22 protein-coding genes are annotated in these 24,653 nt (G+C 70.8%); 19 read left to right on the top strand and 3 right to left on the bottom strand.

Annotated features, from left to right (window positions below; genetic code table 11):
- Positions 1–41: 41 nt before the first annotated feature.
- From ACFW47_RS02330 to ACFW47_RS02345, 4 genes are all read left to right on the top strand, one after another.
- Positions 42–1,091, top strand: a complete 1,050-nt coding sequence (locus tag ACFW47_RS02330) for a rod shape-determining protein (protein ID WP_386278995.1) — start codon at positions 42–44, stop codon at positions 1,089–1,091.
- Positions 1,092–1,148: 57 nt separating this feature from the next.
- Positions 1,149–2,561, top strand: coding sequence for a GAF domain-containing sensor histidine kinase (locus ACFW47_RS02335; protein ID WP_386304455.1), 1,413 nt, complete (start codon positions 1,149–1,151; stop codon positions 2,559–2,561).
- A gap of 176 nt (positions 2,562–2,737) precedes the next feature.
- Positions 2,738–3,406 (top strand): ANTAR domain-containing protein, encoded by a 669-nt coding sequence (locus ACFW47_RS02340; RefSeq protein WP_386278991.1) that lies wholly within the window; start codon positions 2,738–2,740, stop codon positions 3,404–3,406.
- Between the two features lie 78 nt (positions 3,407–3,484).
- The gene (locus ACFW47_RS02345) at positions 3,485–3,628 is read left to right on the top strand and encodes a hypothetical protein (RefSeq protein WP_386278989.1); all 144 of its coding nucleotides are present in this window, start codon (positions 3,485–3,487) and stop codon (positions 3,626–3,628) included.
- Positions 3,629–5,098: 1,470 nt separating this feature from the next.
- Here ACFW47_RS02345 and ACFW47_RS02350 read toward each other — a convergent pair.
- The gene (locus ACFW47_RS02350) at positions 5,099–5,959 is read right to left on the bottom strand and encodes a helix-turn-helix domain-containing protein (protein ID WP_386278987.1); all 861 of its coding nucleotides are present in this window, start codon (positions 5,957–5,959) and stop codon (positions 5,099–5,101) included.
- A 493-nt stretch (positions 5,960–6,452) separates the two neighbouring features.
- Here ACFW47_RS02350 and ACFW47_RS02355 point away from each other — a divergent pair, with 493 nt between their 5' ends.
- From ACFW47_RS02355 to metF, 11 genes are all read left to right on the top strand, one after another.
- Positions 6,453–7,232: an alpha/beta fold hydrolase gene (locus ACFW47_RS02355; protein ID WP_386304458.1), complete on the top strand. Its 780-nt coding sequence runs from the start codon at positions 6,453–6,455 to the stop codon at positions 7,230–7,232.
- 127 nt (positions 7,233–7,359) lie between these two features.
- Entirely contained in the window at positions 7,360–8,052 is a 693-nt protein-coding gene (locus tag ACFW47_RS02360; protein ID WP_386278983.1) for a type 1 glutamine amidotransferase domain-containing protein, read from the top strand.
- 89 nt (positions 8,053–8,141) lie between these two features.
- Positions 8,142–8,843, top strand: coding sequence for a phosphoribosylanthranilate isomerase (locus ACFW47_RS02365; RefSeq protein WP_365899119.1), 702 nt, complete (start codon positions 8,142–8,144; stop codon positions 8,841–8,843).
- Entirely contained in the window at positions 8,843–9,514 is a 672-nt protein-coding gene (gene upp / locus ACFW47_RS02370) for a uracil phosphoribosyltransferase (protein WP_386278981.1), read from the top strand. The genes ACFW47_RS02365 and upp overlap by 1 nt, the downstream gene beginning before the upstream one ends.
- Positions 9,515–9,637: 123 nt before the next feature.
- Positions 9,638–10,321, top strand: coding sequence for an NAD(P)H-dependent oxidoreductase (locus ACFW47_RS02375; protein WP_386278979.1), 684 nt, complete (start codon positions 9,638–9,640; stop codon positions 10,319–10,321).
- Positions 10,322–10,454: 133 nt separating this feature from the next.
- Positions 10,455–14,534 carry an amino acid adenylation domain-containing protein gene (locus tag ACFW47_RS02380; RefSeq protein WP_386278977.1) on the top strand — a complete coding sequence of 1,360 codons (4,080 nt, stop codon included), beginning with the start codon at positions 10,455–10,457 and terminating at the stop codon, positions 14,532–14,534.
- A 10-nt stretch (positions 14,535–14,544) separates the two neighbouring features.
- Positions 14,545–15,504 (top strand): pseudouridine-5'-phosphate glycosidase, encoded by a 960-nt coding sequence (locus ACFW47_RS02385; protein ID WP_386278974.1) that lies wholly within the window; start codon positions 14,545–14,547, stop codon positions 15,502–15,504.
- 66 nt (positions 15,505–15,570) lie between these two features.
- On the top strand, positions 15,571–16,293 hold the full coding sequence (locus tag ACFW47_RS02390) for a HemK2/MTQ2 family protein methyltransferase (protein ID WP_386278972.1): 723 nt from the start codon (positions 15,571–15,573) through the stop codon (positions 16,291–16,293).
- Positions 16,294–16,394: 101 nt separating this feature from the next.
- On the top strand, positions 16,395–17,621 hold the full coding sequence (metK, locus tag ACFW47_RS02395; RefSeq protein ID WP_386278969.1) for a methionine adenosyltransferase: 1,227 nt from the start codon (positions 16,395–16,397) through the stop codon (positions 17,619–17,621).
- A gap of 52 nt (positions 17,622–17,673) precedes the next feature.
- A complete protein-coding gene (locus ACFW47_RS02400) occupies positions 17,674–18,657 on the top strand; it encodes a carbohydrate kinase family protein (RefSeq protein ID WP_386278967.1) in 984 nt (327 codons plus the stop codon).
- Positions 18,658–18,694: 37 nt separating this feature from the next.
- Positions 18,695–19,666: a methylenetetrahydrofolate reductase [NAD(P)H] gene (gene metF, locus ACFW47_RS02405; protein ID WP_386278965.1), complete on the top strand. Its 972-nt coding sequence runs from the start codon at positions 18,695–18,697 to the stop codon at positions 19,664–19,666.
- Here the strand turns inward: metF and ACFW47_RS02410 are convergent.
- Together ACFW47_RS02410 and ACFW47_RS02415 are read right to left on the bottom strand one after the other, a co-directional pair.
- Entirely contained in the window at positions 19,600–19,992 is a 393-nt protein-coding gene (locus ACFW47_RS02410; RefSeq protein ID WP_365899128.1) for a VOC family protein, read from the bottom strand. The two genes, metF and ACFW47_RS02410, sit on opposite strands and share 67 nt — an antisense overlap.
- Positions 19,993–20,125: 133 nt before the next feature.
- Positions 20,126–21,040: a LysR family transcriptional regulator gene (locus ACFW47_RS02415; protein WP_384478219.1), complete on the bottom strand. Its 915-nt coding sequence runs from the start codon at positions 21,038–21,040 to the stop codon at positions 20,126–20,128.
- A 232-nt stretch (positions 21,041–21,272) separates the two neighbouring features.
- On the opposite strand from ACFW47_RS02415, the gene ACFW47_RS02420 reads away from it, so the two are divergent.
- The 4 genes from ACFW47_RS02420 (at position 21,273) to ACFW47_RS02435 (ending at position 24,587) form a co-directional block, all read left to right on the top strand.
- Positions 21,273–21,914 carry a disulfide bond formation protein DsbA gene (locus tag ACFW47_RS02420; protein ID WP_234954466.1) on the top strand — a complete coding sequence of 214 codons (642 nt, stop codon included), beginning with the start codon at positions 21,273–21,275 and terminating at the stop codon, positions 21,912–21,914.
- A gap of 54 nt (positions 21,915–21,968) precedes the next feature.
- A complete protein-coding gene (locus tag ACFW47_RS02425) occupies positions 21,969–22,922 on the top strand; it encodes an EamA family transporter (protein WP_386278963.1) in 954 nt (317 codons plus the stop codon).
- Between the two features lie 45 nt (positions 22,923–22,967).
- Positions 22,968–24,179 (top strand): MFS transporter, encoded by a 1,212-nt coding sequence (locus ACFW47_RS02430; protein ID WP_386278962.1) that lies wholly within the window; start codon positions 22,968–22,970, stop codon positions 24,177–24,179.
- Positions 24,180–24,434: 255 nt separating this feature from the next.
- A complete protein-coding gene (locus ACFW47_RS02435; protein ID WP_386278961.1) occupies positions 24,435–24,587 on the top strand; it encodes a hypothetical protein in 153 nt (50 codons plus the stop codon).
- The last annotated feature ends 66 nt before the right edge of the window (positions 24,588–24,653 follow it).

The raw sequence follows: 24,653 nt of genomic DNA on the forward strand, positions 1-24,653 counted from the left end.
CCGCCGACCCCGCACGGTCCGCGCTCTCGGGAGGATCCGCCATGACCGCCAGTACCGCCAGCCTGGAGGCGCTGCGCCGCTGCCACTTCGCCGTCGACCTGGGCGCGGCGCGGACCCGCGTGTACGTGAAGGGTGCCGGGCTCGTCGTCGACCAGCCGTCCGCCGCCGCGGTCAACACCCGCACCGGCGCGCTCATCGCGGTCGGTGAGTTTGCGGAGAAGATGACGGGCCGCACCCCCGGCTACATCCGCGTCGTACGGCCCGTGTCCGGCGGCACGATCGTCGACATCGAGATGGCCCAGCGGATGCTGCGGCACCTGCTCGGCGACAAGATCCGCCGCGCGCTGCGCCGCAAGCCCCGGCTGCGCGCCGCCGTGTGCACCCCGCACGACGCGGATCCCCTCTCCCAGCGGGCGGCGATCGAGACGCTGGTCGGGCTGGGCGCGCGCCGGGTGGAACTCGTCGACACGCTGATCGCCGCGGCGGTCGGCTGCGGGCTGCCGGTGGAACAGCCCGAGGCGACCATGATCATGGTCTGCGGGGCGCACGCCACGCAGGTCGCGGTGCTCTCCCTCGGCTCGATCGTGACCGCGGAGCGCATCCCGGTCGGCGGTGAGGCCGTCGACCACGCGATCGTGCAGCTCCTGCGCCACCAGCACGAACTGGTGCTGCCCAGCCAGTCCGTACGCCCGCTGCAGGTCGCCCTGTCCGGCAACGGGCTGTCCCCGCAGGGCCCGGCGTCCACCGAGATCCACGGCCGGGACGTGGCGACCGGGCTGGCGCGCAGTGTGCGGGTCGACACCGCCGCCGTCCGCAACGCCATCCAGACACCGCTGACGGGCGTGCTCGACGGGATCGGCAAGGTGCTGCGCGACTGCCCGCCGGACCTGGTCGCGGACCTCGCCGACCGCGGGATCATGATGGTCGGCGGCAGCGCGCTGCTCCCCGGCTTCGACCAGATGCTGCGTCAGGCGACCGGCATGCCGGTGCACATCGCCGAACGCCCCGACGTGTGCGCGGTCCAGGGCCTCGGCACGATGCTGGAGGGCCGCATCGAGCCGCTGGCGCTGAACCCGACGTCGGCGGACTGAAAGCGGCGCGGAAGAACGGAAGCCGGGGAAGCGAAGAGACCGACGAGGCCGCACGGCATGACCACTCAGCCCGCGCCCCGTCTGACCCGCCTGCTCGAAGCGGTCCTGGAGGTCGGCACCGACCTCGACCTGCGCAGCACGCTGCAGCACATCGTGGACGGCGCCGCCGAGCTGACCGGCGCCACCTCGGCGGCCCTGTCCACCGCCGACCCCGCCCGGGACGGCCTGACCGAGATCCGCAGCCCGGGCCGGCCCGGCGAGCGCGACCCGGTGCCCCGGCTCCGGATGCCGATCCACGTGCGCGACGAGGAGTTCGGCGAGCTGCGGCTGGCCGGGCGGCCCGGCGGGGAACCGTTCACGGCCGAGGACGAGCAGCTGCTGCGGGTCCTGGCCGCGCAGGCCGGCATCGCGATCGGCAACGCCCGCCTGTACGAGGCGGCCCGGCAGCGCGAGCGCTGGATCGAGGGCGCGGCGGCCGTCACCAACGCGCTGCTCACCGAGGAGGGCGCGGACGACGCGCTGACGACGGTCGCCGAACGCGCCCGGCTGCTCGCCGGCGCCAGCGCCGGAGTGATCCTGCAGCCGACCGCCGAGGGCGGCATGGAGATCGTGACCGCCTCGACGCCCGAGGACCCGGACGGCATCGTCGGCGCGACGATCGCACCGGGCAGCCCCGTCCTGGAACAGCTCCTCGGCGGGCAGCCCGTCTTCATCGCCGACTCGGCGACCGACCCGCGCATGACGACGCACGTGCGGCACCGCTTCGGGCCGAGCATGATGCTGCCCCTGCGGGCGGACGGCCGGCTGATCGGCACCCTCGCCCTGCCCCGCCGCCGCGGCGACCGCCCCTACACCGCCGTCGAACGGCTGCTCGCGACGCAGTTCGCCTCGCAGGCCGCGCTCGCCCTGGTCCTCGCCGACGCCCGGCGCGGCCGGGAGCGTCTCGCCGTCTACGAGGACCGGGACCGCATCGCCCGGGACCTGCACGACCTGGTGGTGCAGCGGCTGTTCGCCACCGGTCTGATGCTGGAGTCCACGCAGCGACGGCCGGGCGCGGACGACGTCCGGGACGCCCTCGGCCGGGCGGTGGACGAGCTGCGGTCCACGGTCCAGGAGGTCCGTACGACGATCCTGGCGCTGCGGCAGCCCCCGGACGGCCCGCCCACGGGGCTGCGCGGCCGGGTGCTGCGGGAGACCGCGTCCGCCGCCGCCCGGCTCGGCTTCACCCCGTCCACGCACTTCACCGGCGCCGTCGACACCCGCGTACCGGACGCGGTCGGGGACCGTCTGCTCACCGCGCTGCGCCGGGCCCTGGCCGACGCGGCCGGCCGGCCGGACGTGACCCGCGTCGAGGTCGCCGTCGGAACGACCGCCGTTTCACCGGACGGCCGGGACGGCCCGGGCGGCGTACGGCTGACGGTCTCTGACGACGGCGGGGGAACGCCCGTCACCTGGTGGTCGCCGCTGTGAGCGCTCCGGGGACGGAACCGCGCGGCAGTGGACGGACGGCGCCTTTACCCACCCGTGGGCCGGTCATTCCCCGCACCCGGGTGTAGTCCCCCGCCCGGCGGGCAGGTGCACCGACGGGGACTGTGTGACGTTGCGAACGTCTGCCGGAGATCGACATGGACGGACAAGGCGGTGACATGACCTCAGCGGCACCACCACGTCTGGCGGGGAGTCCGGCCGCCCTGGTCATCGACGGCCAGGTGCACTCCGGCCGGGCCCTGCTCCTGCCACGGGGAGAACTCGTCCACGGGTGCGCGGACATCCTGGCCCAGGCGCTGGCCACGCTGCCCGACGGCATCAGCCGGGTGGACCTGGACATGCGGGACGTGGTGTTCATGGACACCGCAGGACTCCAGTTCCTGGACCTGCTCGGCGGCTACAGCAACCGGCAGGCCGTGCCGGCCACGGCGACCAACTGGCACGGGCAGCCGCTGCGCGCCCTGGAGCTGGCCGGACTGGACCCCGCCGACCCCCTGTGCACCACGGCCCACCGGCCCGAGCCCGCGACCGAGCCCGACGCGCCCCCCGCCGAACGGTTGCACGTCCTCCAGGAGGAGGTGGAGCAGCTGCGCCGGGCGATCGCCTCCCGCCCGGTCATCGACCAGGCCCGGGGCGTACTCATGGCGCTGCACGCCTGCACGTCGGACGAGGCGTGGCACATCCTGCGGGAGGCGTCGCAGCTCTCCAACACCAAGCTGCGCACCGTGGCCGCGGCGGTCACCGCCGGCGCCGAGAGCGACGGTCCGCCGCCGCCCGCGGAGGTGCGCGCGGCCCTGCGGACGGCGCTGGCCCGGCTGCGCCGCTGAAACCGCGTCCCGTGTGGTGCGGGCGGTGCGGGTGGGGTACTCGGGCCCGCGACCCCGTCCGGCAGGAGGAGGACCACGATGAGCGAGCCGACCCCGTCCCAGGCCGAGGGCGAACGCGACGACGAACGGGACGACGTCCCGGACGTGCCGCACACCACACCGTCCCAGGCGGAGGGTGAGCGGGACGACGAGGACGCCACGGAGACCGGGCCGGCCGGATAGGCCGGCGCGCCGCCACCGTCCGTCCAGAAAAGGTTTCCGCAGAGGTGACGCGGAGTGGGCGGGTGGGACTGGAACCCAATGCGGTGAGGCTTCTCACCCTTCCGCTGCACTTCCTCTGCGCCTCGCGCTCCGGCAGCGTCCGCGGCACCAGTGGGCCGCCTCTCGATATGGCCGAGTTCGATACGCTCCATCGGGGCCGACGTCGAGCCCCACCGTCGACAGTTGCCCAGTTTCGGCCAAATCCGAAGGGATCTCACCACGGCGAGTATCGAACACTTATCGTAGCTGCGGCATGCGGGTCTCGGTGCGCTCGACCGAGATCGGCCGAATCGCTCACGGGGGAGCAGTAGAAGGTATGTACAGACGGGGTCGCCGCCAAGGTCTTCACCACTACTTGCTCGCCATGCCGGCCTGAATACACCTCGCGCCCGGCGAGCGGGCATCACGGGGACTCCCGGACCCGCCCTGGCCACAAGGGCGATCTCCGCAGTCCGCAGCCCTGAGACTCGACGACGAGCCGCAGCGACGGAGACATCTCAGTCATCCCGCCGCGCCCTCGCACGTCCGCGTTCACAGGGGTGAGCCGGGCACGGACCTGTCCACCTTGAGCAGGCAGGCAATCCACATGCACCGTTCACCCGGAACCAAGGTCCACGTCGCCGAGACGTGCGACACCTGGATTTCCCAGCACGTCGACTGCCCAGTGAGCAACACTCGCGTGCCGGACGACGCCGCGAGCAGCCGCACAAGAGGGGGGAAACACACAATGCCCAGGGTAGGCCGCGCACAAACCCGGTGCCGGAGATCGGGTAGAGGGAACGCCGGTCGGCGGCAGCCCATAGGGATGGGATCCGCGGAATGAATTGGATCTCCCGTCGCAGCAATCCCACAGCAGGAATAGTCTCAAGATTCTACCGCCGTTTACGCACCGACCGACTGCATGTTCAGGCCAAACGGGAAAGTGAGCGCTTAATCGCCTCCATGCCGCTCCCGGACCCCTTCAACCTCGACCAGCTGGTCGGGAACATCGCGAAGGTCAGCGGCCGGCAGATCGTCATGAAGCCGATCCCGGACCACCTGAGTGGGCTCGACGGCATGTGTGGCCTCCTCGTCAAGCACGACACCCGTCCGGTCGACCTGATCCTCTACCCCAAGAGCTACTCGCCGCCCGACGAACTCGCCCTGAAGGTGCACCAGTTGGTGCACCTCTGGGCCGGGGACAATACCGGCACGGTCGGATCGCCCGGCCTCCTGCGGGCACTTGAGGTGACGCCGGACCGCGGACCCTCGGCCAACAGGCCCCCGGACCACGACGCGCTCATCGAACTGCGCGCCGACCACGCGGCTCGACTCATCAGCCAGAGGAGCACGCACCGGGCCGTCGGCGGGGACCGGCCACGCCGCGACGTCCCGCACCCTGGCGGAGCCCCGCCGCCCGGCCGTGACGCCGGCAGCCGTCGGCTGAACCGACTACGCCGAGCGCCCGCTCTCATCATCGGTCAGTATCTCTCGCATCGTCTCGCCGATGAAGTCGCGGAGATGGTCCCAGGATTCCTTGGGCATGTCCCGGTCCGCACCGCGCGCGACCATCACGGTGAACCTGTTGCGCACGGCACGGGTCGACAGGATCAGGGCGTCGACCTCCGGGTCGTCCTGGCGGAAGTAGACCGGCGGCACGTCGAAGGCGAGCGCCAAGGCGTCAAGGGCCTCGTCCTCCGGTTCCGCGACCTCGCCGGCCCGCAGGGCCCGCACCATCGCCTCGGTGAGCACCGTCGAGCCGCTCTTCCGGTTCCCCTCGGACGCGAGGTGCGCGTCCGAGGGCGCTTCCCCTCCGTAGACCTCGGTGCGCAGCGACTCCAACTTGCGGGCCACACGGGCACCGACGGCCGATGACTCCCCCGCCGGCTCTTCGGGCAGCCCGAAGGAACGCCGCTGCGCGGCGAGGAGTTCGGCGGGGGTCACGTTGTAGGCGGCGGCCAGCGCAGTCACCGCCCGGTCGGACAGCGGCCGCTTGCCCTGTTCGGCGGCTCGCACCGGCATGGGGGACGAGGTGTTGGTGTAGTGGGCCGTGTCCGCCTGGGTCATGCCGGCGTCGCACCGCAGATCGGCGAGATTCGGTGATCCGGTGCGCGGAAAGAGTTCATCCAGGTCGGCATCCAGGAATACGGCGATCGCCGGCAATCGCTCCGGCGGGGGGGCCGCCAAGCCGTTCTCCCAGCGATAGACCGCGTTCACCTTCACGTGAAGCCCCTGGGCGAGAGTGGCCTGCGACAGGCGTTTGATGACACGGCGGTCACGCAACTTACCGCCATCGAACACACGGTCGGGCATGAGCATGCTCCACAAGTAAGGGTTGCGTGGATTCTAGCGCCCCCACCAGGAGCGGACCTCGGCATCCGGGGCATAGACGTGAGCTCGCAATCATCGCGGAAGTCATACCCGCCCTCGAGAGCGTCACCCGCGCCACACCCTCCTTGCCACCGCTTGCCTGGATTCACTTGCCGTCGGCCCACCCCCGAGCGATCCAGGGACACTTGACTGAATCACTAGAAGTAGATAAATTCTTCTTCAGGTGATCGGGGGTCGGTCGCCACCTGGGACTACACCTGCACCTCGGCCATCGAGGAGGAGGTGCGGGCTCGGGGGACGACCCGCGTCGTCGAATTCCCGTGCGTCCGCATCCGGTGGAACACGGCGGTCCGAGTCCACTCGAACCCGGCGGGGCCGGCGAAATTCGCATGCCCTCTCCCATACCAGTTCCTCGAATGCACGCATTCGCGCTTTCACGCATTCCTTCCCAAGTCGTCACAGGAGGCGATCTGTCATGCCTACGATTTCCGTTGGTAACTCGCGTGTCCACTACACCGTGACCGGCGAAGGCCCGGCCCTGCTGTTGGTGCACGGCGTGGGCAAGGGCGGTCAGGTCACCTTCGGTCATCTCGTCGAGGAGTTCGCCCGCCGCAACACCGTCATCCTTCCCGAGCTGTCCGGCAGCGAGACCGCCGAGGACGACGGCACGCCGCTGACCGTCGAGCAGCTGGCCGGCGAGGTCGCCGCCGTGATCGAGCACGCCGGTCTCGGTCCCGTGGACCTGGTGGGCTTCTCGCTCGGAGGAGCCGTCGTCGCTGCCACCGCCGCACTGCACCCCGAGCTCGTGCGTCGCCTGATCCCGGTCGGCGGCCTGGTCAAGTCGGACCTCTACATCGAGAACCTGATCGGTCTGACCCTGAGCCAGAAGCACGACGCGAAGGCCTTCGGCCGGGTGCTCAGCACCACGGCCTTCAGCCCGCGCTTCATCCGCAGCCAGCCCAGCCTGAGCGACGTCGAGAACCTCGGCTCCGAGCTGAGCCCTTCCGAAGGCCGCCTCCGCCAGCTCGAACTGCTCGTCCAGGTGGACATCCGCGACCTGGTCGGGAAGGTCCGGGCCGAGACCCTCGTCCTGGCCCCGTACCCGGACGCCGCGGTGCCCGCCGAGCACTCCCGTGAGCTGGCCGCCGCCATTCCCGGCTCCTCCTACACCGAGATCGACAGCGGCCACATGGTGATCTTCGAGAAGCCGGTCGAGTTCGTGAAGCTGGTCCAGGACTTCATCCACAAGCTCTGAGGCCCTCCGAGCACGAGCGAACCCGCCGTTCGCCCACCATCCCGGGCGCGGCCCGCCGGACTCGGCGGCCGCGTGGCGACGCCCGACCACCCGCGGAGCACACTCCGCAGCGAATCCAGGAGGAACCATGGCCAAGATCCTGCTTGCCGTCAGCAGTCACGAGACCTTGGGGGACACCGGCAACCGGACGGGCTACAGCGTCTCCGAGGCGGCCCACCCCTACAACGTCTTCATCGGCGCCGGCCATGAGGTCGACTTCGTCTCCGTGCGCGGCGGCGAGCCTCCGGCCGTCGTTTTCGACGGCGAGGAGAACGACCCGGAGATCATCGGCTTCCTGGCCGACGAGACCGTCAAGGGCAAGCTCGCGGCGACTCGCCGGGCGGCCGACGTGGACCCCTCCGAGTACTCCGCGATCTTCTACGTCGGCGGCCACGGCGCCATGTGGGACTTTCCCGACTCCCCGGACCTGGCCCGCATCGCCATGGCCATCCACGGCAGCGGCGGGGTCGTCTCCGCCGTCTGCCACGGCCCCGCCGCCCTCGTCAACCTGCGCCTGCCGGACGGCACCCACCTCGTGCGCGGCAAGCGCGTCGCCTCGTTCAGCAACGAGGAGGAGAACTCGCTGGGTCTCACCGAGGTCATGCCCTTCCTCCTCGAGGACCGGCTGAAGGAGACCGGGGCGCTGCACACCAAGGCACCCATGTACGAGGCCCACACCGCAAGCGACGGCCGGGTCGTCACGGGGCAGAACCCCGCCTCCGCCGCCCCCGTGGCGCGGCTCGTCCTCGCCGAGCTCGACCGGGCCGCCGGCGACCGCTGAGGCGCCCCGGTTCCACCGCCGTCGTCACCGGCTCAATCCCCTTTGCAGATCGGCCGCGGCTCGCACCGCCGCGGCCCGAGGAGGCAGACATGTACGGCTTGATCCAGGTCGCGGGAATCATCGACCAGTCCGAGGCCGACCTCATTATCGAGGAGGGCGCCGACTGGCTCGGTTTCGCCCTGCGCCTTCCCGCCAAGAACGAGGACCTGTCCGAGGCCGAGGCCGCCGCCATCGTCAAGGCGATCCAGCCCGACAACAAGGGCGTCATCATCACCTACCTGACCGATGCCGACGAGATCGCCGCCTTCTGCGCCGAGATGGGCGTCGGCGCGATCCAGCTCCACGGCGACGTGACCCCCGCCGAACTGCGCCGGCTGCGCACCCTGGCCCCGGACCTCTACGTCCTCAAGAGCCTCGTGGTGAAGACGGACAACATCGACGAGCTCCGCGAGGTCGTCGCGACCTCCGCCGAGTGGGTCGACATGTTCATCACCGACAGCTTCAACCCGGCCACCGGAGCCAAGGGGGCGACCGGGCTGACCCACGACTGGGCCGTCAGCGCCGAACTCGTCCGGATCTCCCCCAAGCCCCTGATGCTGGCCGGCGGGCTCACCCCGGAGAACGTAGCGGCGGCCATCGAGGCCGTCCGCCCCGCCGCCGTGGACGCGCACACCGGCCTGGAGGACCCCGCCACCCGGCGCAAGGACCGCCAGAAGGTGCGCACGTTCGTGAAGGAGGCCCGCGCCGCCTTCGACCGGGTCTCCGCGGAGAACGGGCGGAGCCGGTCCTGATGACCACGCGAACCGAGCCGCTCCGCGGCGTGACCCACGTCCTGCCCCAGACCAACCGGCTGCGTGCCCTGCACTCGATCGTCCGGGACCACGAGGCCAGGCGGGAGGACTTCGTCCCCACCGCCAACCGGATCATCCGCGGGCTCCTCGACGCCGCGCTGGACCTGCTCCCCTACGAGCCCCGCGACGTCCGCACGCCGGTCGGCCGGACCTACCCCGGCCTCTCCCTGGCCTCCCAGGTCTTCGGCGTCTCCATCGCCCGGGCCGGCGACAGCATGGAGTCCGAGCTGCGCGTGATGGCGCCGGAGACCCGCCTGGGCAAGATCCTGATCCAGCGGGACAAGGTCACCAAACTCCCGCACCTGCACTACGCGGCGCTGCCCGCCGGCATCGACCGGGGCCACGTGCTGCTCCTCGACCCCATGCTCGCCACCGGCGGCACCGCGCTGGCCGCGATCGGCGTCCTGCTCGACCACGGCGTGCCCGAGGAGCACATCGTCTTCGTGAACCTGCTCTCCGCCCCCGAAGGGATCAAGGCCGTCCACGACCGTCACCCCGGGGTGCGGATCGTGACCTCCTCCGTCGAGGAGCGCCTCAACGAGCACGCGTTCATGCTTCCCGGCATCGGTGACTTCGGCGACCGCTACTTCGGGACCGACACCAAGGCTTGAGTCACTCCCCATCGGAGCGGGCGGGGCTCCGCACCCCCGGGTCCCGTCCCTCCCCCTGGCCTTCGGCCCTCCGGCCCTGTGCCTCTTCGCCCCCTCGACCACCGCACTAAGGAGCTCTCACCCGTGTCCACCGCCGACACAGCTTCGTCGACAACGAAGGTCTCGATCGTCTACTACTCGGGCACCGGCAACGTCCACAAGCTCGCCGTGGCCGCCGAGGAGGCCGCGGCGAAGTCCGGCGCCGAGGTCCGGCTGCGCCGGGTCCGCGAGTACGTCGAGGCCTCCCTGGCTCCGGAGTTCACCGAGTGGACCGCGGCGTGGCGCGAGAACGCCGAGGCCGTCGCGGGCATCCCCACCGCCACCGCGGACGACCTCGACTGGGCCGACGCGATTCTGCTCGGCGGCCCCGGCCGGTTCGGCATGATCGCTGCGCCGCTCAAGCACTTCATCGACCTCGCCTGGCCCCTCAACGCGCGCGGGGGCCTGTCGGGCAAGGTCATGTCGTCGTTCACCTCGACGGGCGCCCCGCACGGCGGGCAGGAGGCGACCATCCTGTCGCTGAACACCGTCTTCTACCACTGGGGCGGGATCATCGTGCCGCCCGGCAGCACCGACGCCATCATGGCCGCGCCCAGCAACGGCAACCCCTACGGCGTCAGCTCCGTCTCCGGTCGGCAGGCGATACCGGGCCGGCTGGCGGAGAACGTCACCGAGGACAACCTCGCCGCCATCGCCTACCAGACACGCCGCATGGTCGAGGTCGCCGACGCCCTGCGAAGGGGCCGGACCGCCGACGCAGACCGGTGACCACCGGCCCGCGTCCCGGCACGGCCACCTGACACTCGGCCGGCCCCCACATCGGCCGAGTCCTCGGCACGAGCAGGCAAGCACCGCCGACCCGCCCACCACACGGCACACACGCACACCCAGGGGGACTCACATGACCACCGACGCGTCTGACCGGACCCCGGCCACTCGCCTGTCGTTGCCCGAACTGCTCCTGCGTACGGCCGCGGAACGCCCCGACGAAACGGCGGTGATCAGCGGTGACGAACACGTGACCTTCGGCGCACTGGTGGGCCGAAGCAAAGGACTGGCCGGACACCTGCGGGACCTCGGCGTGACCGCCGACCAGTGCGTGGGGCTGTTCATCGAGCCCTCGTCCGACCTGATGATCGGGGTGTGGGGCATCCTGTTCGCGGGCGGAGCCTACCTGCCGCTGGCCCCGGAGTACCCCGAAGAGCGCCTGCGCTACATGATCGAGCACTCGGGTGCGAAGGTGATCGTCGCCCAGGGCCACCTCGTCGAGCGCCTGGCCGCGCTGACCCCCGCGGACACCGTGATCGTCCGGATCGAGGACGCCCGCAAGGAGGCCCCCGGCGCGGATGTCGGCATCGCCCCCGACTCGCTGGCCTACGTCATCTACACCTCGGGCAGCACCGGCCGCCCCAAGGGCGTCATGATCGAGCACCGGAGCATCGCCAGCCAGATGTCCTGGTTACGGACCGCCCACGGCATCGACCACACCCGGGTCGTCCTGCAGAAGACGCCGATCAGCTTCGACGCCGCCCAGTGGGAGGTCCTCGCCCCGGCCCTCGGTTCCGTCGTCGTGATCGGCGGCCCCGGCATCCACCGGGACGCCGAACGGCTGGTGCACGCGGTCAAGACCCACGGCGTGACCACGCTCCAGTGCGTACCGACCCTGCTTCAAGCGCTGCTGGACACGCAGGAGTTCGCATCGTGCCTCTCGCTGGAGCAGGTCTTCACCGGCGGCGAGGCCCTCTCCAAGCCCTTGGCCCGCGCCTTCCTGGAGACCCTCCCCGGGTGCCGGCTGATCAACCTCTACGGGCCGACCGAGTGCACGATCAACTCGTCGTCCTTCACCGTGGCCAAGGACGGCGTCGACGACGGCCCCAACTCGATCCCCATAGGCGCCCCGGTCGACTCCACCGAGTACCACATCCTCGGCCCCGGCCTCACCGAACTGGCGGTGGGCGAGATCGGCGAGCTGTACATCGGCGGCGTCCAGGTGGCGCGCGGCTACCTGCACCGGCCCGACCTGACCGAGCAGCGCTTCACCGACAACCCGTTCGGTCCCGGGCGGCTCTTCCGGACCGGCGACCTGGCCTACTGGAACGCCGACGGCACCGTCCAGTTCACCGGCCGCGCCGACAACCAGGTCAAGCTGCGCGGGTTCCGCGTCGAACTCGACGAGATCAGGCTCGCCATCGAGACCCACGACTGGATCCGGCACGCGGCCGTGCTCGTCAAGGACGATCCGAGGACGGGCTTCCAGAACCTGATCGCCTGCGTCGAACTCGACCCGAAGGAAGCCGCCCTGATGGACCAGGGGAGCCACGGCGCGCACCACCAGTCCAAGGAGAGCAAGCTCCAGGTCAAGGCCCAGCTGTCGAACCCGGGCATCCGGCCCGCGGCCGAGCTCGCCGGCCTCCCCGTCGTCGACCTGCCCGGCCGGACGCCCACGCCGGCCCAGCGCGGCCTCGCCTTCGCCCGCAAGACCTACCGCTTCTACGAGGGCGACGCCCCGGTGGTGGAGGCCGACCTGCTGAAGCTGCTGGCCCGCCGCCCCGCCGCCGTACCCGGACGGGAACTCGCGGAGCTGGACACCGACGGTCTCGGCGCGATCCTGCGCAACCTCGGGCAGCACCTGAGTCCGGAGCGGCTGCTCCCCAAGTACGCCTACGCCTCACCCGGTTCCCTCTACGCCACCCAGCTGTACCTGGAGATCACCGGCTTCCCGGGAATCCCTTCGGGCATCCACTACCACCACCCGATCACCCACCAGCTGGTGATGGTCTCCGAGATCCCCGAGACGCGGGGCGCGACCGCGGGCCCCCGGATCCGGGCGCACTTCCTGGGCCGGCGCGGTGCCATCGAGCCCGTCTACAAGAAGAACATCCGGGAGGTCCTGGAGATCGAGGCCGGGCACATGGTCGGACTCCTCGAAGAGGTCCTGCCGCAGTACGGGCTCGACGTCGAGGCCGCCCCGTTCGTCCCGGAGGCCAAGGCCGGCCTGCGGGTCGCCGACGAGGACCACTACCTCGGCGCCTTCGACTGGGTGCCCTACCGGGGCCCCCGCACGGACGAGGACATCGACCTGTACGTCCAGATCCACCCCGGCAAGGGGTCGGACCGGCCGGCCGGGCAGTACGTCTACGAGGGTGGCCGGATGCGCCTCGTCTCCCCCGACCTGATCCTGCGCAAGCACGTCATCGCGATCAACCAGGCGGTCTACGACCGGGCGGGCTTCGGTGTCTCGGTGATCAGCCGCAGCCCGCAGGAGTGGCGGCGCTACATCGACCTCGGCCGTACGCTGCAGCGCCTGTCGATGAACGACCTCGACATCGGGTTCATGTCCGCGGGTTACAGCTCGCAGGGCGGCGACGACCTGCCGTCCGCCCGGCGGATGGACGGCATCCTGCGCGGGCTCGGCCGGCCCGGCGGCGCCTCGTACTTCTTCGTCGGCGGCCGGGTGAGTCAGGAGCAGCGGCGGCACGAGGGCATGCGGGAGGACGTGGTCCACATGCGGGGGCCCGCGGAGCTGATCCGCGACGACCTCGTCAACTACCTGCCGGACTACATGATCCCGAACAAGGTCGTCGTCCTCGACGCGCTGCCGACCACCGCCAACGGCAAGATCGACCTCAAGGCCCTCGCCGCCTCCGACAAGGTGGACGTGGGCACGGCCGACCGCCCCTTCGTGGCCCCGCGGGACGAGACCGAACGCCGGGTGGCCGCGCTGTGGAAGCAGGCGATGAAGCGGCAGAGCGTCTCCGTGCAGGACGACTTCTTCGCCTGTGGCGGCAACTCGCTGCTCGCCGTCGCCCTGATCAACCGGATCAACCGGACCTTCGGGGCTGACCTGCCGCTGGAGGTCATCTTCACCTCGCCGACCGTGGAGGGGCTGGCCCGCCGGCTCGCCGGCGGGTCCACGAGCGGCACCTCGCGTCTCGTGCCCTTGCAGCAGAGGGGCACCGGACGCCCCGTCCACTGCTGGCCCGGTCTGGGCGGCTACCCCATGAACCTGCGGCTCCTGGGTGAGCGGCTGGGCACGGACCGGCCGTTCTTCGGGGTGCAGGCGCACGGGATCAACCCGGGCGAGACGCCGTACGGGACGATCAGGGAGATGGCGACCGAGGACGTCAAAGCCATCAGGGAGGTCCAGCCCGAGGGCCCGTACACGCTGTGGGGCTACTCCTTCGGAGCCCGGGTCGCCTTCGAGGCGGCGTACCAGCTGGAGGCGGCGGGCCACACCGTCGACCACGTCTTCCTGATCGCCCCCGGCTCGCCCAAGGTCCGCACGGACGGCACGACCGGCGAGGAGCGCGTCGCCACCTACGCGAACAGGGCCTACGTCGCGATCCTCCTGTCGGTCTTCACGGGCACGATCAGCAGTCCGCTGCTGGAGAAGTGCCTCGCCTCGGTCAAGGACGACGAGACGTTCGCCGGCTTCGTCAGCGAGAACCTCCCGAACCTCGACATCGACCTGGTGCGCCGGATCGTCCGGGTCGTCGCGACGACCTTCGAGTTCAGCTACACCTTCCGCGAACTGCGGGAGCGACGGATCTCGGCGCCCATCACCATCTTCAAGGCGCGGGGGGACGAGTACTCCTTCCTCGACGGCAGCAGCGGCTACTCCTCCGCCCCACCGACCGTCGTCGAGCTGGAGGCCGACCACTACTCCCTGCTCAGGGCACCGGACATCGACGAACTCGCGACAGCCATCCGCCGACGCCTTTACATCCGGAAGGAAACCGTCGTGCCGCACGTCAACATCAAGCACTTCCCGATCGCACTCAGCGACGAGCAGCAGTCCGAGCTGGTGTCGGCGGTGACCAAGGCGGTCACCGACGCCTTCGGCTGCGACGAGGGGGTGGTGTCGATCGCGGTCGAGTCGATCGACAGGGAGCTGTGGAACGAGGAGGTCTACATACCGGAGATCGTCAACCGCAGACACATCCTCGGCAAGGTCCCGAACTACGGCCCCGACACCCACTGAGGAGCCGGCTGTGACCGCCACGACCTCTCTCACCCACCAGGACATCCCGCTCGTCTTCAGTGCCGAGGTGGCCGACGCGCTCCACGCGGGCCGCCCGGTGGTGGCGCTGGAGTCCAACGTCATCACCCACGGCCTGCCCTACCCCGACAACGCCGCGACCGCCCGGAAGGTCGAGGAGGCCGTCCGGGCGGGCGGCTCGGTCCCGGCCACGATCGCCGTGGAGAGCGGCAAGGTCGTGGTCGGCATGACCGACGCCGACATCGACCGGTTCGCCTCGACACCGGGCATCCCCAAGGTCAGCAGCCGGGACATGCCCGTCGTCCTGGCCCAGGGCCGGATGGGCGCGCTGACGGTCGCCTCCTCCCTGGTGGCGGCCGAACTCGCGGGGATCCCGTTCTTCTCCTCGGCCGGCATCGGCGGGGTGCACCGGGGCGCGGACAAGACCATGGACGTGTCCTCCGACCTGATCCAGTTCACGCGCTCCAAGGTCGCGGTGGTGTGCGCCGGCGCGAAGAAGATCCTGGACCTCGGCCTGACGCTGGAGTACCTGGAGACCCAGTGCGTGCCGGTGGTCTCGTACCGCTCGGACGACTTCCCGGCCTTCTACTGCGAGTCCAGCGGTTTCCGCAGCCCGATGCGGCTGGACGACGACGAGGTGATCGCCCGGTCGGTCGAGAACCACTGGGCGCTGGGCAACAACAGCTCGTTCCTGATCACCACGCCGGTCCGACCGGAGGAGGCGATCGACAGCGACGAGGTCGATGCCGCGATCACCGAGGCCATGGCCGCCGCCGACCGGGACGGCATCCGGGGCCAGGCGATCACGAAGTACCTGATGCGGGCGGTGGACGCGGCCACGGAAGGCCGCTCGTCCAAGGCCAACATGGCCGTGCTCGTCAGCACGGCCGAGGTCGGCGGCCGGCTGGCCGCGGCCCACGCCCGGCTCCGGGCCGAGTCCCGGTCCGCCTGACAGCTCCGACCACCCAACCGACCGAACGCGTCCCCTCGCGCTCGACACACGAATGGATAGGACACCATGACGAAGCTCGTCCACCAGTCCACGTCCGAAGCCGAGTCCTACCGCCCGCTCGCCTCCCAGGAGCGGGTGGAGGAGATCAAGGAACTGCGCCAGACCATGACCTCGCTGGGCGGCGGCGAGGAGGGCGAACAGGTCCACCCGTTCCTGGGCCTGACCCTGCGGGTCCCCTCGCAGGTCATGACCCCCTGCCCCGTGTCCCCGATGCTCGGCGGCGCGGTCTTCGCCGAGGTCCGGCCGGGTGACCGTGTCCTCGACATGGGCACCGGAAGCGGTTCGCTGGCCCTGATCGCCGCCAAGAAGGGCGCCGACGTGGTGGCGGTGGACCTCAACCCGCACGCCGTGGCCGCCACCCGTGCCAACGCGGAGCTGAACGGGGTCGCCGACCGCGTCGAGTCGCGCGAGAGCGACGTCTTCGACTCGGTCGAGGGCCGCTTCGACCTGATCGTCTTCAACCCGCCGTTCCAGTGGTTCGCCGCCACCGACTACGCGGACGTCGCGGGCACCGACGCCGGCTACCAGGCACTGACCCGCTTCTTCCGCGAGGCCCGCGCCCACCTGACGGAGAAGGGGCGCATGGTCCTCTTCTTCAGCACCATGGGTGACGTGGAGTACTTCGAGAAGCTGGTGGCCGAGGAGGGCTTCGAGCACAAGGTGGTCTTCTCCACCACCCAGCCCGTCTTCGACGTTCCGGTCGAGTTCACCGTGCACCGCCTGTCCTGACCCGGACACCCACCGGGGCCTCCCCCACCGGGAGGCCCCGGCCCGCCGCAGGCCCCGCCGTGCCCCGTCCACGCCCGTCCGTACGACAGGAGCGCCACACCGTGTCCCAACGTCTGTTCACGTCCGAGTCGGTGACCGAGGGTCATCCCGACAAGATCGCCGACCGGATCAGCGACACCGTCCTCGATGCCCTGCTGGCCCAGGATCCGCGGTCCCGGGTGGCGGTGGAAGCCCTGATCACCACCGGCCAGGTGCATGTGGCCGGCGAGGTGACCACGTCCGCCTGGGCCGACATCCCCGCACTGGTGCGCGAGGCCGTCCTGGAGATCGGCTACGACTCGTCCGCGAAGGGCTTCGACGGCGCCTCCTGCGGCGTCTCGGTCTCCATCGGCGCCCAGTCCCCGGACATCGCGCAGGGCGTCGACACCGCCTACGAGACGCGCGTCGAGTCCTCCGCCGCGGGTGGCGGTGAGGACGAGCTGGACCGGCAGGGCGCCGGTGATCAGGGCCTGATGTTCGGTTACGCCTGCGACGAGGCCCCGAACCTGATGCCACTGCCGATCGAGGTGGCCCACCGGCTGTCGCGCCGCCTCACCGAGGTCCGCAAGGACGGGACGATCCCGTACCTGCGCCCGGACGGCAAGACCCAGGTCACCATCGAGTACGACGGCGACAAGGCGGTCCGCCTCGACACCGTGGTGGTCTCCACCCAGCATGCCGCGGACGTCGACCTGGAGGCGCTGCTCACCCCGGACGTGCGCGAGTCCGTCGTGGAGCAGGTGCTGAACCAGCTCCACGAGGACGGCATCAAGCTGGACACCGAGGGCTACCGCCTGCTGGTGAACCCGACCGGCCGCTTCGAGATCGGCGGCCCGATGGGCGACGCCGGCCTCACCGGCCGGAAGATCATCATCGACACCTACGGCGGCATGGCCCGCCACGGCGGCGGCGCCTTCTCCGGCAAGGACCCGTCCAAGGTCGACCGCTCGGCCGCGTACGCGATGCGCTGGGTCGCCAAGAACGTCGTCGCCGCGGGCCTGGCCTCCCGCTGCGAGGTCCAGGTCGCCTACGCCATCGGCAAGGCCGAGCCCGTCGGCCTGTTCGTGGAGACCTTCGGCACCCACACGATCGACACCGACAGGATCGAGACCGCGATCGGCGCGGTCTTCGACCTGCGCCCGGCCGCGATCATCCGCGACCTCGACCTGCTCCGCCCGATCTACGCCCGGACTGCGGCGTACGGCCACTTCGGCCGCGAACTCCCCGACTTCACCTGGGAGCGCACCGACCGCGTGGACGCCCTGCGCACGGCCGCCGGCCTGCACTGACCGCTGCCCTGCGTCACCTGCGTCGTCGTGACCGAGTTCAAGGAGAACCGTAGTGCGTATCGCTGTGACAGGCTCCATCGCGGTCGACCATCTCATGGTCTTCCCCGGCCGGTTCGCGGAACAGCTGATCACCGAGATGGTCGACCACGTGTCCCTGTCCTTCCTCGCCGACCGTCTCGAGGTCCGGGAGGGAGGCGTGGCAGCGAACATCTCCTTCGGCCTGGGCCGGCTCGGCCTGCGGCCGGTGCTCGTGGGGGCCGCGGGCATCGACTTCGCGGCGTACGGGGACCGGCTGCGCGAAGCCGGAGTGGACACCGGTTCCGTCCGGGTCAGCGAGACCCTGCACACGGCCCGCTTCGTGTGCACCACGGACGCCGACCAGAACCAGATCGCCACCTTCTACGCGGGCGCCATGGCCGAGGCCGGCCGGATCGACCTGGCCGAGACGCACCGGCGGACCGGCGGCCTCGACCTCGTCCTCGTCGGCGCCGACGACCCCGGGGCGATGCTCCGGCACACGGCCACCGCGCACCGGCTCGGCACCCCGGTCGCCGCCGACCCCTCCCAGCAGCTGGCGCGTCTCGACAGCGGGCAGACCCGGGAACTGGTCGACGGAGCCCGGCTGCTGTTCACCAACGAGTACGAGAGCGCGCTGCTGCGGGAGCGCACCGGCTGGAGCGAGCAGGACGTGCTGGAGCGCGTCGGCACCTGGCTCGTCACGCGGGGTGCCGGGGGTGTATCGATCATGACCGCCGGTGCTCCCCGCAAGGACGTCCCGGCGGTGCCGACGGAGATGGTGGTCGATCCGACCGGCGGGGGCGACGCCTTCCGGGCCGGATTCCTCGCGGGCCTGGCCGGGAACCTGCCGTACGAAGGCGCCGCCCGCCTGGGCTGCGCTCTGGCCACGGTGGTCCTCGAATCCGTCGGCACCCAGGAGTACAAGCTGCTTCCCTCGGACCTGTTGGCCCGCATCAGCCGGGCCTACGGCCAGGAGGCTGCGCGGGGTATCGGGCCGCTGCTGGGGGACGGCGCATGACCGGGGCGAGCCGCTTCGACGCGGGGAGGGGCCGGGCATGACCACGATCGCGCTGCGTGAGGCTCTCGGACGTCAGGAGCCGTCGTTCTCCTTCGAGTTCTTCCCGCCGAAGACCGATGCGGGGGCCCGTTCGCTGTGGCAGGCGATCCGCCGGGTCGAGCCGCTGGCCCCGACCTTCGTGTCCGTCACCTACGGGGCCGGTGGTTCCTCCAGGGACCGTACCGTCGAGGTGACCAAGCGGATCGCGACCGAGACGACGCTGCGGCCCGTCGCCCATCTGACCGCGGTGGGCCACTCGGTGGCCGAACTGCGCCACATCATCGGCCAGTACGCCGACGCCGGCGTCAGGGACGTCCTGGCCCTGCGCGGCGACCCCCCTGGCGACCCGAACGCGCCCTGGGTCCCGCACCCCGACGGCTTCACCCACGCTCACGAACTGGTGCGCCTGGTCAAGGAGTCGGGGGACTTCAGCGTCGGCGTGGCCGCCTTCCCCGAACGCCATCCCCGCTCACCGGAGTGGGAGAGCGACATCCGGCACTTCGTCGCCAAGTGCCGGGCCGGGGCCGACTACGCGGTCACTCAGATGTTCTTCCACGTCGAGGACTACCTGCGGCTCCGTGACCGGGTGGCCGCCGCGGGCTGTGACACCCCGATCATCCCGGAGATCATGCCCGCCACCGACGTACGCCAGATCGCCCGCTTCGCGCAGCTCAGCGGCGCGGCCTTCCCCGAGGACCTGGCCCACCGCCTGGACGCCGCGGCCGACAACCCCGCGGACGGGTTTCGCATCGGCGTCGAGTACGCCACCGCCATGGCGGAGCGGCTCCTCGCGGAGGGGGCGCCGGGGCTGCACTACATCACGCTCAACCGCTCGACGGCGACGCTGGAGATTCACCGCAACGTACGGGGCGCGAGGAGCACCCGGCACCCCCTCGGGGCCCGTCAGCCCCGCACGTCCTGCGGGTACCAGCGCAGCTCGACGGTGTTGCCGTCCGGGTCCTCGACGTAGATCGACTGCGCGTCGCCTCGGGCGCCGTAGCGGCCGACGGGGCCTTCCAGCACGGTGAACTCGCCCGAGGCGATGACCTCCTGCCAGTCCAGCGGCTCGACGCTCAGACAGAAGTGGTCGACATTCGACTCGGTGCGCGGGCGGTTGAACAGATCGATGATCAGGGTCGGACTGACCCGTGCCGACGGGAACGGGGCCTTACCGGCCCGCCATTCGTCCACGCGGACCGGTTCCAGGCCCAGTGACCCGCAGTAGAACTCCAGGGAACGCTCGACATCGCGCACATTGAGCACCAAGTGATCGAAGTCTTTTACTCGCACTCGCATGGAACATGCCTTCCAGTGATGACGGCCCCGTACGGCTCGGCAGCCCGCAGCCGTGTTCGCGGGATGATCCGATGTCCATGAAACCCTGGCCGGGAGGGGAAGAACAGACGGTCCCCGGACCGGGCCCGGCCGGTCACTCCTCCTTGATGCCCAGCAGCTCCAGGAAGGCGGCGGCCGCCGGGGTGCGGCTCTCCCGGCCCCAGATCACGTACTCGGCGCGGGCCGGTGCGTCCGTGACCTCGATCGTGGCCATACCGGCCAGGCCCGCGACGTACGCGGGCGGGAGCAGGGCCACGCCCAGGCCCGCGCCGACCAGACGGGCCAGGTAGTCCGCGTTGGTCACCTCGAAGGCGACCTCGCGGGTCAGGCCGGCGGCGGTGAAGGCCAGATCGGACTGGGCCCGGCCGGCGGTCTTCGCCGGGAGGTCCACGAACACCTCCGAGGACAGTCGGCGGAGGTCGACCGAGGCCTCGCCGGCGAGTGGGTGGTCCGGGGCGACCACGGCGACCAGCCGCTCCTGGGCCAGTTTCCGGGCCATGACGCCCCGGGGGCGTGCCGTGACCGGGATACCGAGAAAGGCCACCTCGATCTCGCCCTCCCTGACCTGCTCGACGAGCTCGTCACTCGCTCCCACGCTGAGGCTGATCCGGGCCTTCGGATGGCGCTGCTGGAAGTCCTTGAGGACGGCGGGAACGTCCACGGCGGCGACAGTGGGGATCAGCCCCACCGCGAGGCGTCCGCGCACCTCCCCGACGGCCGCCGCGACCTCGGCGGCGGCCCGCTCCGCCGCGGCCAGGCACTGGCGGGCGGCGGGCAGGAAGGCCGCGCCCGCCGGGGTCAGCCGGACCCGGCGGCTGGTGCGTTCGAAGAGCCTCGCACCCAGTTCCTTCTCCAGGCGCGCGATCTGGTGGCTGAGCGCGGACTGGACCACCAGACAGCGCTGGGCAGCCCGCGTGAAGCTGCTCGTCTCGGCCACGGCGATCACGTACCGCATCTGCTGAAGCTCCACGGATCCATCGTGATACGAGATCCATCGCGTGACAAGCATGTGTTGGACTCATCGACATCCCCGGCCCGACACTGGTGGCGACCACACACGGCAGGAACGTCCTCGGGCCGACCGCGCCGGGCGGGCCCCTGGTCGGGGTCCCTCCGGCCTGCTCGCAAGCCGCTCCGCCGCTGCCATCTCCCCTACTCACTCCCGGACCTGGGCGCACCACGCCGAGGCATGCCCGCGCGCGCCCTCACGCCGTGTGACACCGAAAGGACGAGCGACCGCCATGAGCACCACGCCACCGCGTTCCGAGACGACCGTCGCCGACATCTGGGTTGATCCCCGCTGCCCCTGGGCGTGGATCACCTCACGCTGGATGCTGGAGGTCGAGCAGGTCAGGCCGCTGGAAACCCGTTTCCACATCATGAGCCTGTCGGTCCTCAACGAGGGCCGCGAGGTCCCGGAGAAGTACCGCCAGGGCATGATCGACGGCTGGGCCTGCGTGCGGGTGTGCGTCGCGGCACAGCAGCGGCACGGCAACGAGGTGCTGCGCCCCCTCTACAACGCCATGGGCCGCCTGATCCACCACGAGAAGGCCGGGCTCGGCCACGACATGATCCGCGCCGCCCTCGAAGAGGCGGATCTGCCCGCCGACCTGATCGAGGCCGCGGAGGACACCTCCTGGGACGAGCCGCTGCGGGCCGAGCACCACGAGGGGATGGACCCGGTCGGTTCCGAGGTCGGCACCCCCGTGATCCACGTGCCCGGTCCGGACGGGAAGCCGCTGGCGTTCTTCGGCCCCGTGCTCACCCCCGCTCCCCGTGGCGAGGCAGCCGGAAGGCTCTGGGACGGCGTGCTGGCCGTGGCGGGCACGGACGGCTTCTTCGAGCTGAAGCGCGGCCGCGATCGCGACCCGATCTTCGACTGAGCCGGCCGGACGGACGTCGGGAGCCACGGTGATTCCCACGGGATGCGAGGCAAGATGAAGAACAGACAGAACGTACTCACGGCGGCCCTGACCGGCCTGGCTCCGGCGGTCTGGGGCAGCACCTACCTGGTGACCACCGAGCTGCTGCCTGCGGACCGGCCGCTCCTGGCGACCACCATGCGGGCTCTGCCCGGTGGCCTGGTGCTGCTGGCCCTCGGCCGCAAGCTCCCCGTCGGCATCTGGTGGTGGCGCGCGCTGGTCCTGGGCGTTCTGAACATCGGCGCCTTCAACTTCCTGCTCTTCGTCGCGGCCTACCGGCTGCCCGGTGGCATCGCCGCCATGATCATGTCGGCGCAGCCCATGTTCGTGGTCCTCCTCGCCGCCCTCTTCCTCAGCGAGCGGATCAGACTCGTCCACGCCCTGGCCTGCGTCATGGGCGCGGGGGGCGTGGCGTTGCTCGTCTTCAAGGGCACGGTCTCGCTCGACACCGTCGGTGTCCTCGCCGCGATCGGCGGAGCACTGTGCATGGCCTCGGGCATCACGCTGACCAAGCGGTGGGGCCGGCCGGAGGGCGTCGGCCTGCTCACGTTCACCGGGTGGCAACTCACGGCGGGCGGCCTGGTCCTGCTGCCGTTCTGGCTGTCGCTGGAAGACCTTCCAAACGGCCTCACCGGCTCCAACGTCATCGGGTTCGCCTACCTCATCACCCTGGGCGCTGTCCTGAGCTACATCGTCTGGTTCCGAGGCATCGAGCGGCTGCCGGCCGTCGCCGTCTCCTTCCTCGCGCTGGGCAGCCCGATCGTGGCGACCTTGCTGGGCTACCTCATCAAGGACCAGACGCTGTCCGCCCTCCAGATCGTCGGCATGGTCGTCATCCTCCTGGCGGTCGTGCTCGGCCAGCCCCGCCCGGCCAAACCGAAGCCCGAGCAGACTCCGTCGGCTCCTCCCCGCACCACCGCTTCACCCTCCCCCGACCAACCCGCTCTGGAACAGGAACGCAGCGGATAACGGCGGGCGCACCTTCCACGCCATGACCACATCCGGAGAGATGACATGACCATTCAGGATGAGACAAATTCCCCCGCCACACCACAGAAGCCGGTGAGCCCGACCCGGGGATGGCTGGGTGTGGCCGCCATCACCGCCAGTCTGTTCGTCTTCCTCACCACCGAGCTGATGCCGATCGGCCTGCTCACCCCGCTCAGCGAGAGCCTCGGGGTCTCCGTGGGCTCGGCCGGCCTCATGGTCACGGCACAGGGCGTCGCGGCCGGTCTGGGGGTGCCGTTCATCGTGGCGTGGACCCGGCGCGTCAACCGGCGCCGACTGCTGACCGCGCTGCTGGCCGTCCTGGCCGTCGGTAACCTGATCACCTCGATCGCCCCGAACTACCCGTTGATCCTGGGCACCCGCCTGATCATGGGCTTCGCCAGCGGCGTCTTCTGGGCCATCGGCGTCAGCATGGCCATGCGCATCGTCCCGGAGAAGCACGCCAACCGGGCCGCCGCCGTCGTGATGTCCGGCATCTCGATCGCCACCGTCGTCGGCATCCCGCTCGGCACCCTGCTGGAGGGCGCCAGCGACTGGCGCGCCACCTTCCTGATCTGGGCCGGCCTCAGCGCCCTGGTGCTCCTCGCGGTCGCCTTCACGATCCCGTCGCTGCCGTCGGCCAACGCGGTCTCGGTCCGCGAGGTCTTCGAACTGCCCGTCAAGAACGTGCCGCTGCGGGTGGTCCTGGTCATGGTCGTCTTCTTCGTCCTCGGCCACTTCGGTGCGTACACGTTCGTCCGGCCCTACCTCGAGGACAGCACCTCCGCCAGTGTCGGCTTCATCACCGTCGTCCTCATCGTCTTCGGCATCGGCGGCGCGATCGGCAACTTCATCGGCGGCCACACCGTCAACAAGAGCCTGCGGGGCAGCTTCATCGTGGGCGGCCTGGTCATGATCGCCTCACTCGCCATGCTGCTGGCCATCGGCACGAACGACGTCGGCGTGATCGCCGCGATGGTCCTGTGGGGCCTCGCCTTCGGTGTCGTCCAGCTCAGCCAGATCAACATGACGCTCTCGGCGGCCCCCGACACCTTCGAGGCCGCGATGTCGCTCAACACCATGGCCTACAACACCTGCATCGCCCTGGGCGCCCTCATCGGCGGCCTGTTCGCCGACCACGTGGGCGTCACGAGCGTCGTCTGGTTCGGCATCGTCCTGGTCGCCCTCGCCGTGATCCTCCGCGCCTCCTCCGGTCGCCGGACCGCGCCGGCGAGCTGACCCCCCTGACCACCGAAGCGCGGTCGCGGTCCCGCCCTCACACGGGGCGGGGCCCCGGGAGCGGACGTCGCGTCATCCCCCGCCGCGACGATCCGCACCGCCTCCGGTGCCGTGGGCGCGTGTTCCGACCGGCGACGGCGGAGCGCGCGTCCACTTGCGTTTGTCCGGCGGGTTCTCGCGTCCCGGACCATCCGCCCGGGCGATTACGCAGGCACAGGTATCGCGCAGACGTTCTACCGCTTGATCCCGGGGCGAGTGAAGCAGGTGGTCGAGCCGTGGACCGGTGAGGAGCTGGGCGCCTTCCTCGACGCGATCGGCGGCAACCGGCTCGGCGGCCCGTTCGAGGTCGGCGGGGTGAGGCGCTGGGTCCGCGCTGGGGCGACATCGACCTCGTCGGGCGCACGCTGACGGTGCGTCGGCAGGTGGCGCAGGAGTCCGGGCGGAAGAAGCGGAAGCAGGCGGCGGCGCCGTGCC

The sequence above is a fragment of the Streptomyces sp. NPDC058796 genome (assembly GCF_042745235.1).
Taxonomy (GTDB): domain Bacteria; phylum Actinomycetota; class Actinomycetes; order Streptomycetales; family Streptomycetaceae; genus Streptomyces.

Excerpts from the sequence above, each read along its gene's own strand:
- ACFW47_RS02330 (WP_386278995.1), top strand. The coding sequence starts at position 42 with ATGACCGCCAGTACCGCCAGCCTGGAGGCGCTGCGCCGCTGCCACTTC.
- ACFW47_RS02335 (WP_386304455.1), top strand. The coding sequence starts at position 1,149 with ATGACCACTCAGCCCGCGCCCCGTCTGACCCGCCTGCTCGAAGCGGTC.
- ACFW47_RS02340 (WP_386278991.1), top strand. The coding sequence starts at position 2,738 with ATGACCTCAGCGGCACCACCACGTCTGGCGGGGAGTCCGGCCGCCCTG.
- ACFW47_RS02345 (WP_386278989.1), top strand. The coding sequence starts at position 3,485 with ATGAGCGAGCCGACCCCGTCCCAGGCCGAGGGCGAACGCGACGACGAA.
- ACFW47_RS02350 (WP_386278987.1), bottom strand. The coding sequence starts at position 5,959 with ATGCCCGACCGTGTGTTCGATGGCGGTAAGTTGCGTGACCGCCGTGTC.
- ACFW47_RS02355 (WP_386304458.1), top strand. The coding sequence starts at position 6,453 with ATGCCTACGATTTCCGTTGGTAACTCGCGTGTCCACTACACCGTGACC.
- ACFW47_RS02360 (WP_386278983.1), top strand. The coding sequence starts at position 7,360 with ATGGCCAAGATCCTGCTTGCCGTCAGCAGTCACGAGACCTTGGGGGAC.
- ACFW47_RS02365 (WP_365899119.1), top strand. The coding sequence starts at position 8,142 with ATGTACGGCTTGATCCAGGTCGCGGGAATCATCGACCAGTCCGAGGCC.
- upp (WP_386278981.1), top strand. The coding sequence starts at position 8,843 with ATGACCACGCGAACCGAGCCGCTCCGCGGCGTGACCCACGTCCTGCCC.
- ACFW47_RS02380 (WP_386278977.1), top strand. The coding sequence starts at position 10,455 with ATGACCACCGACGCGTCTGACCGGACCCCGGCCACTCGCCTGTCGTTG.
- ACFW47_RS02390 (WP_386278972.1), top strand. The coding sequence starts at position 15,571 with ATGACGAAGCTCGTCCACCAGTCCACGTCCGAAGCCGAGTCCTACCGC.
- metF (WP_386278965.1), top strand. The coding sequence starts at position 18,695 with ATGACCACGATCGCGCTGCGTGAGGCTCTCGGACGTCAGGAGCCGTCG.
- ACFW47_RS02410 (WP_365899128.1), bottom strand. The coding sequence starts at position 19,992 with ATGCGAGTGCGAGTAAAAGACTTCGATCACTTGGTGCTCAATGTGCGC.
- ACFW47_RS02415 (WP_384478219.1), bottom strand. The coding sequence starts at position 21,040 with ATGCTTGTCACGCGATGGATCTCGTATCACGATGGATCCGTGGAGCTT.
- ACFW47_RS02420 (WP_234954466.1), top strand. The coding sequence starts at position 21,273 with ATGAGCACCACGCCACCGCGTTCCGAGACGACCGTCGCCGACATCTGG.
- ACFW47_RS02425 (WP_386278963.1), top strand. The coding sequence starts at position 21,969 with ATGAAGAACAGACAGAACGTACTCACGGCGGCCCTGACCGGCCTGGCT.
- ACFW47_RS02430 (WP_386278962.1), top strand. The coding sequence starts at position 22,968 with ATGACCATTCAGGATGAGACAAATTCCCCCGCCACACCACAGAAGCCG.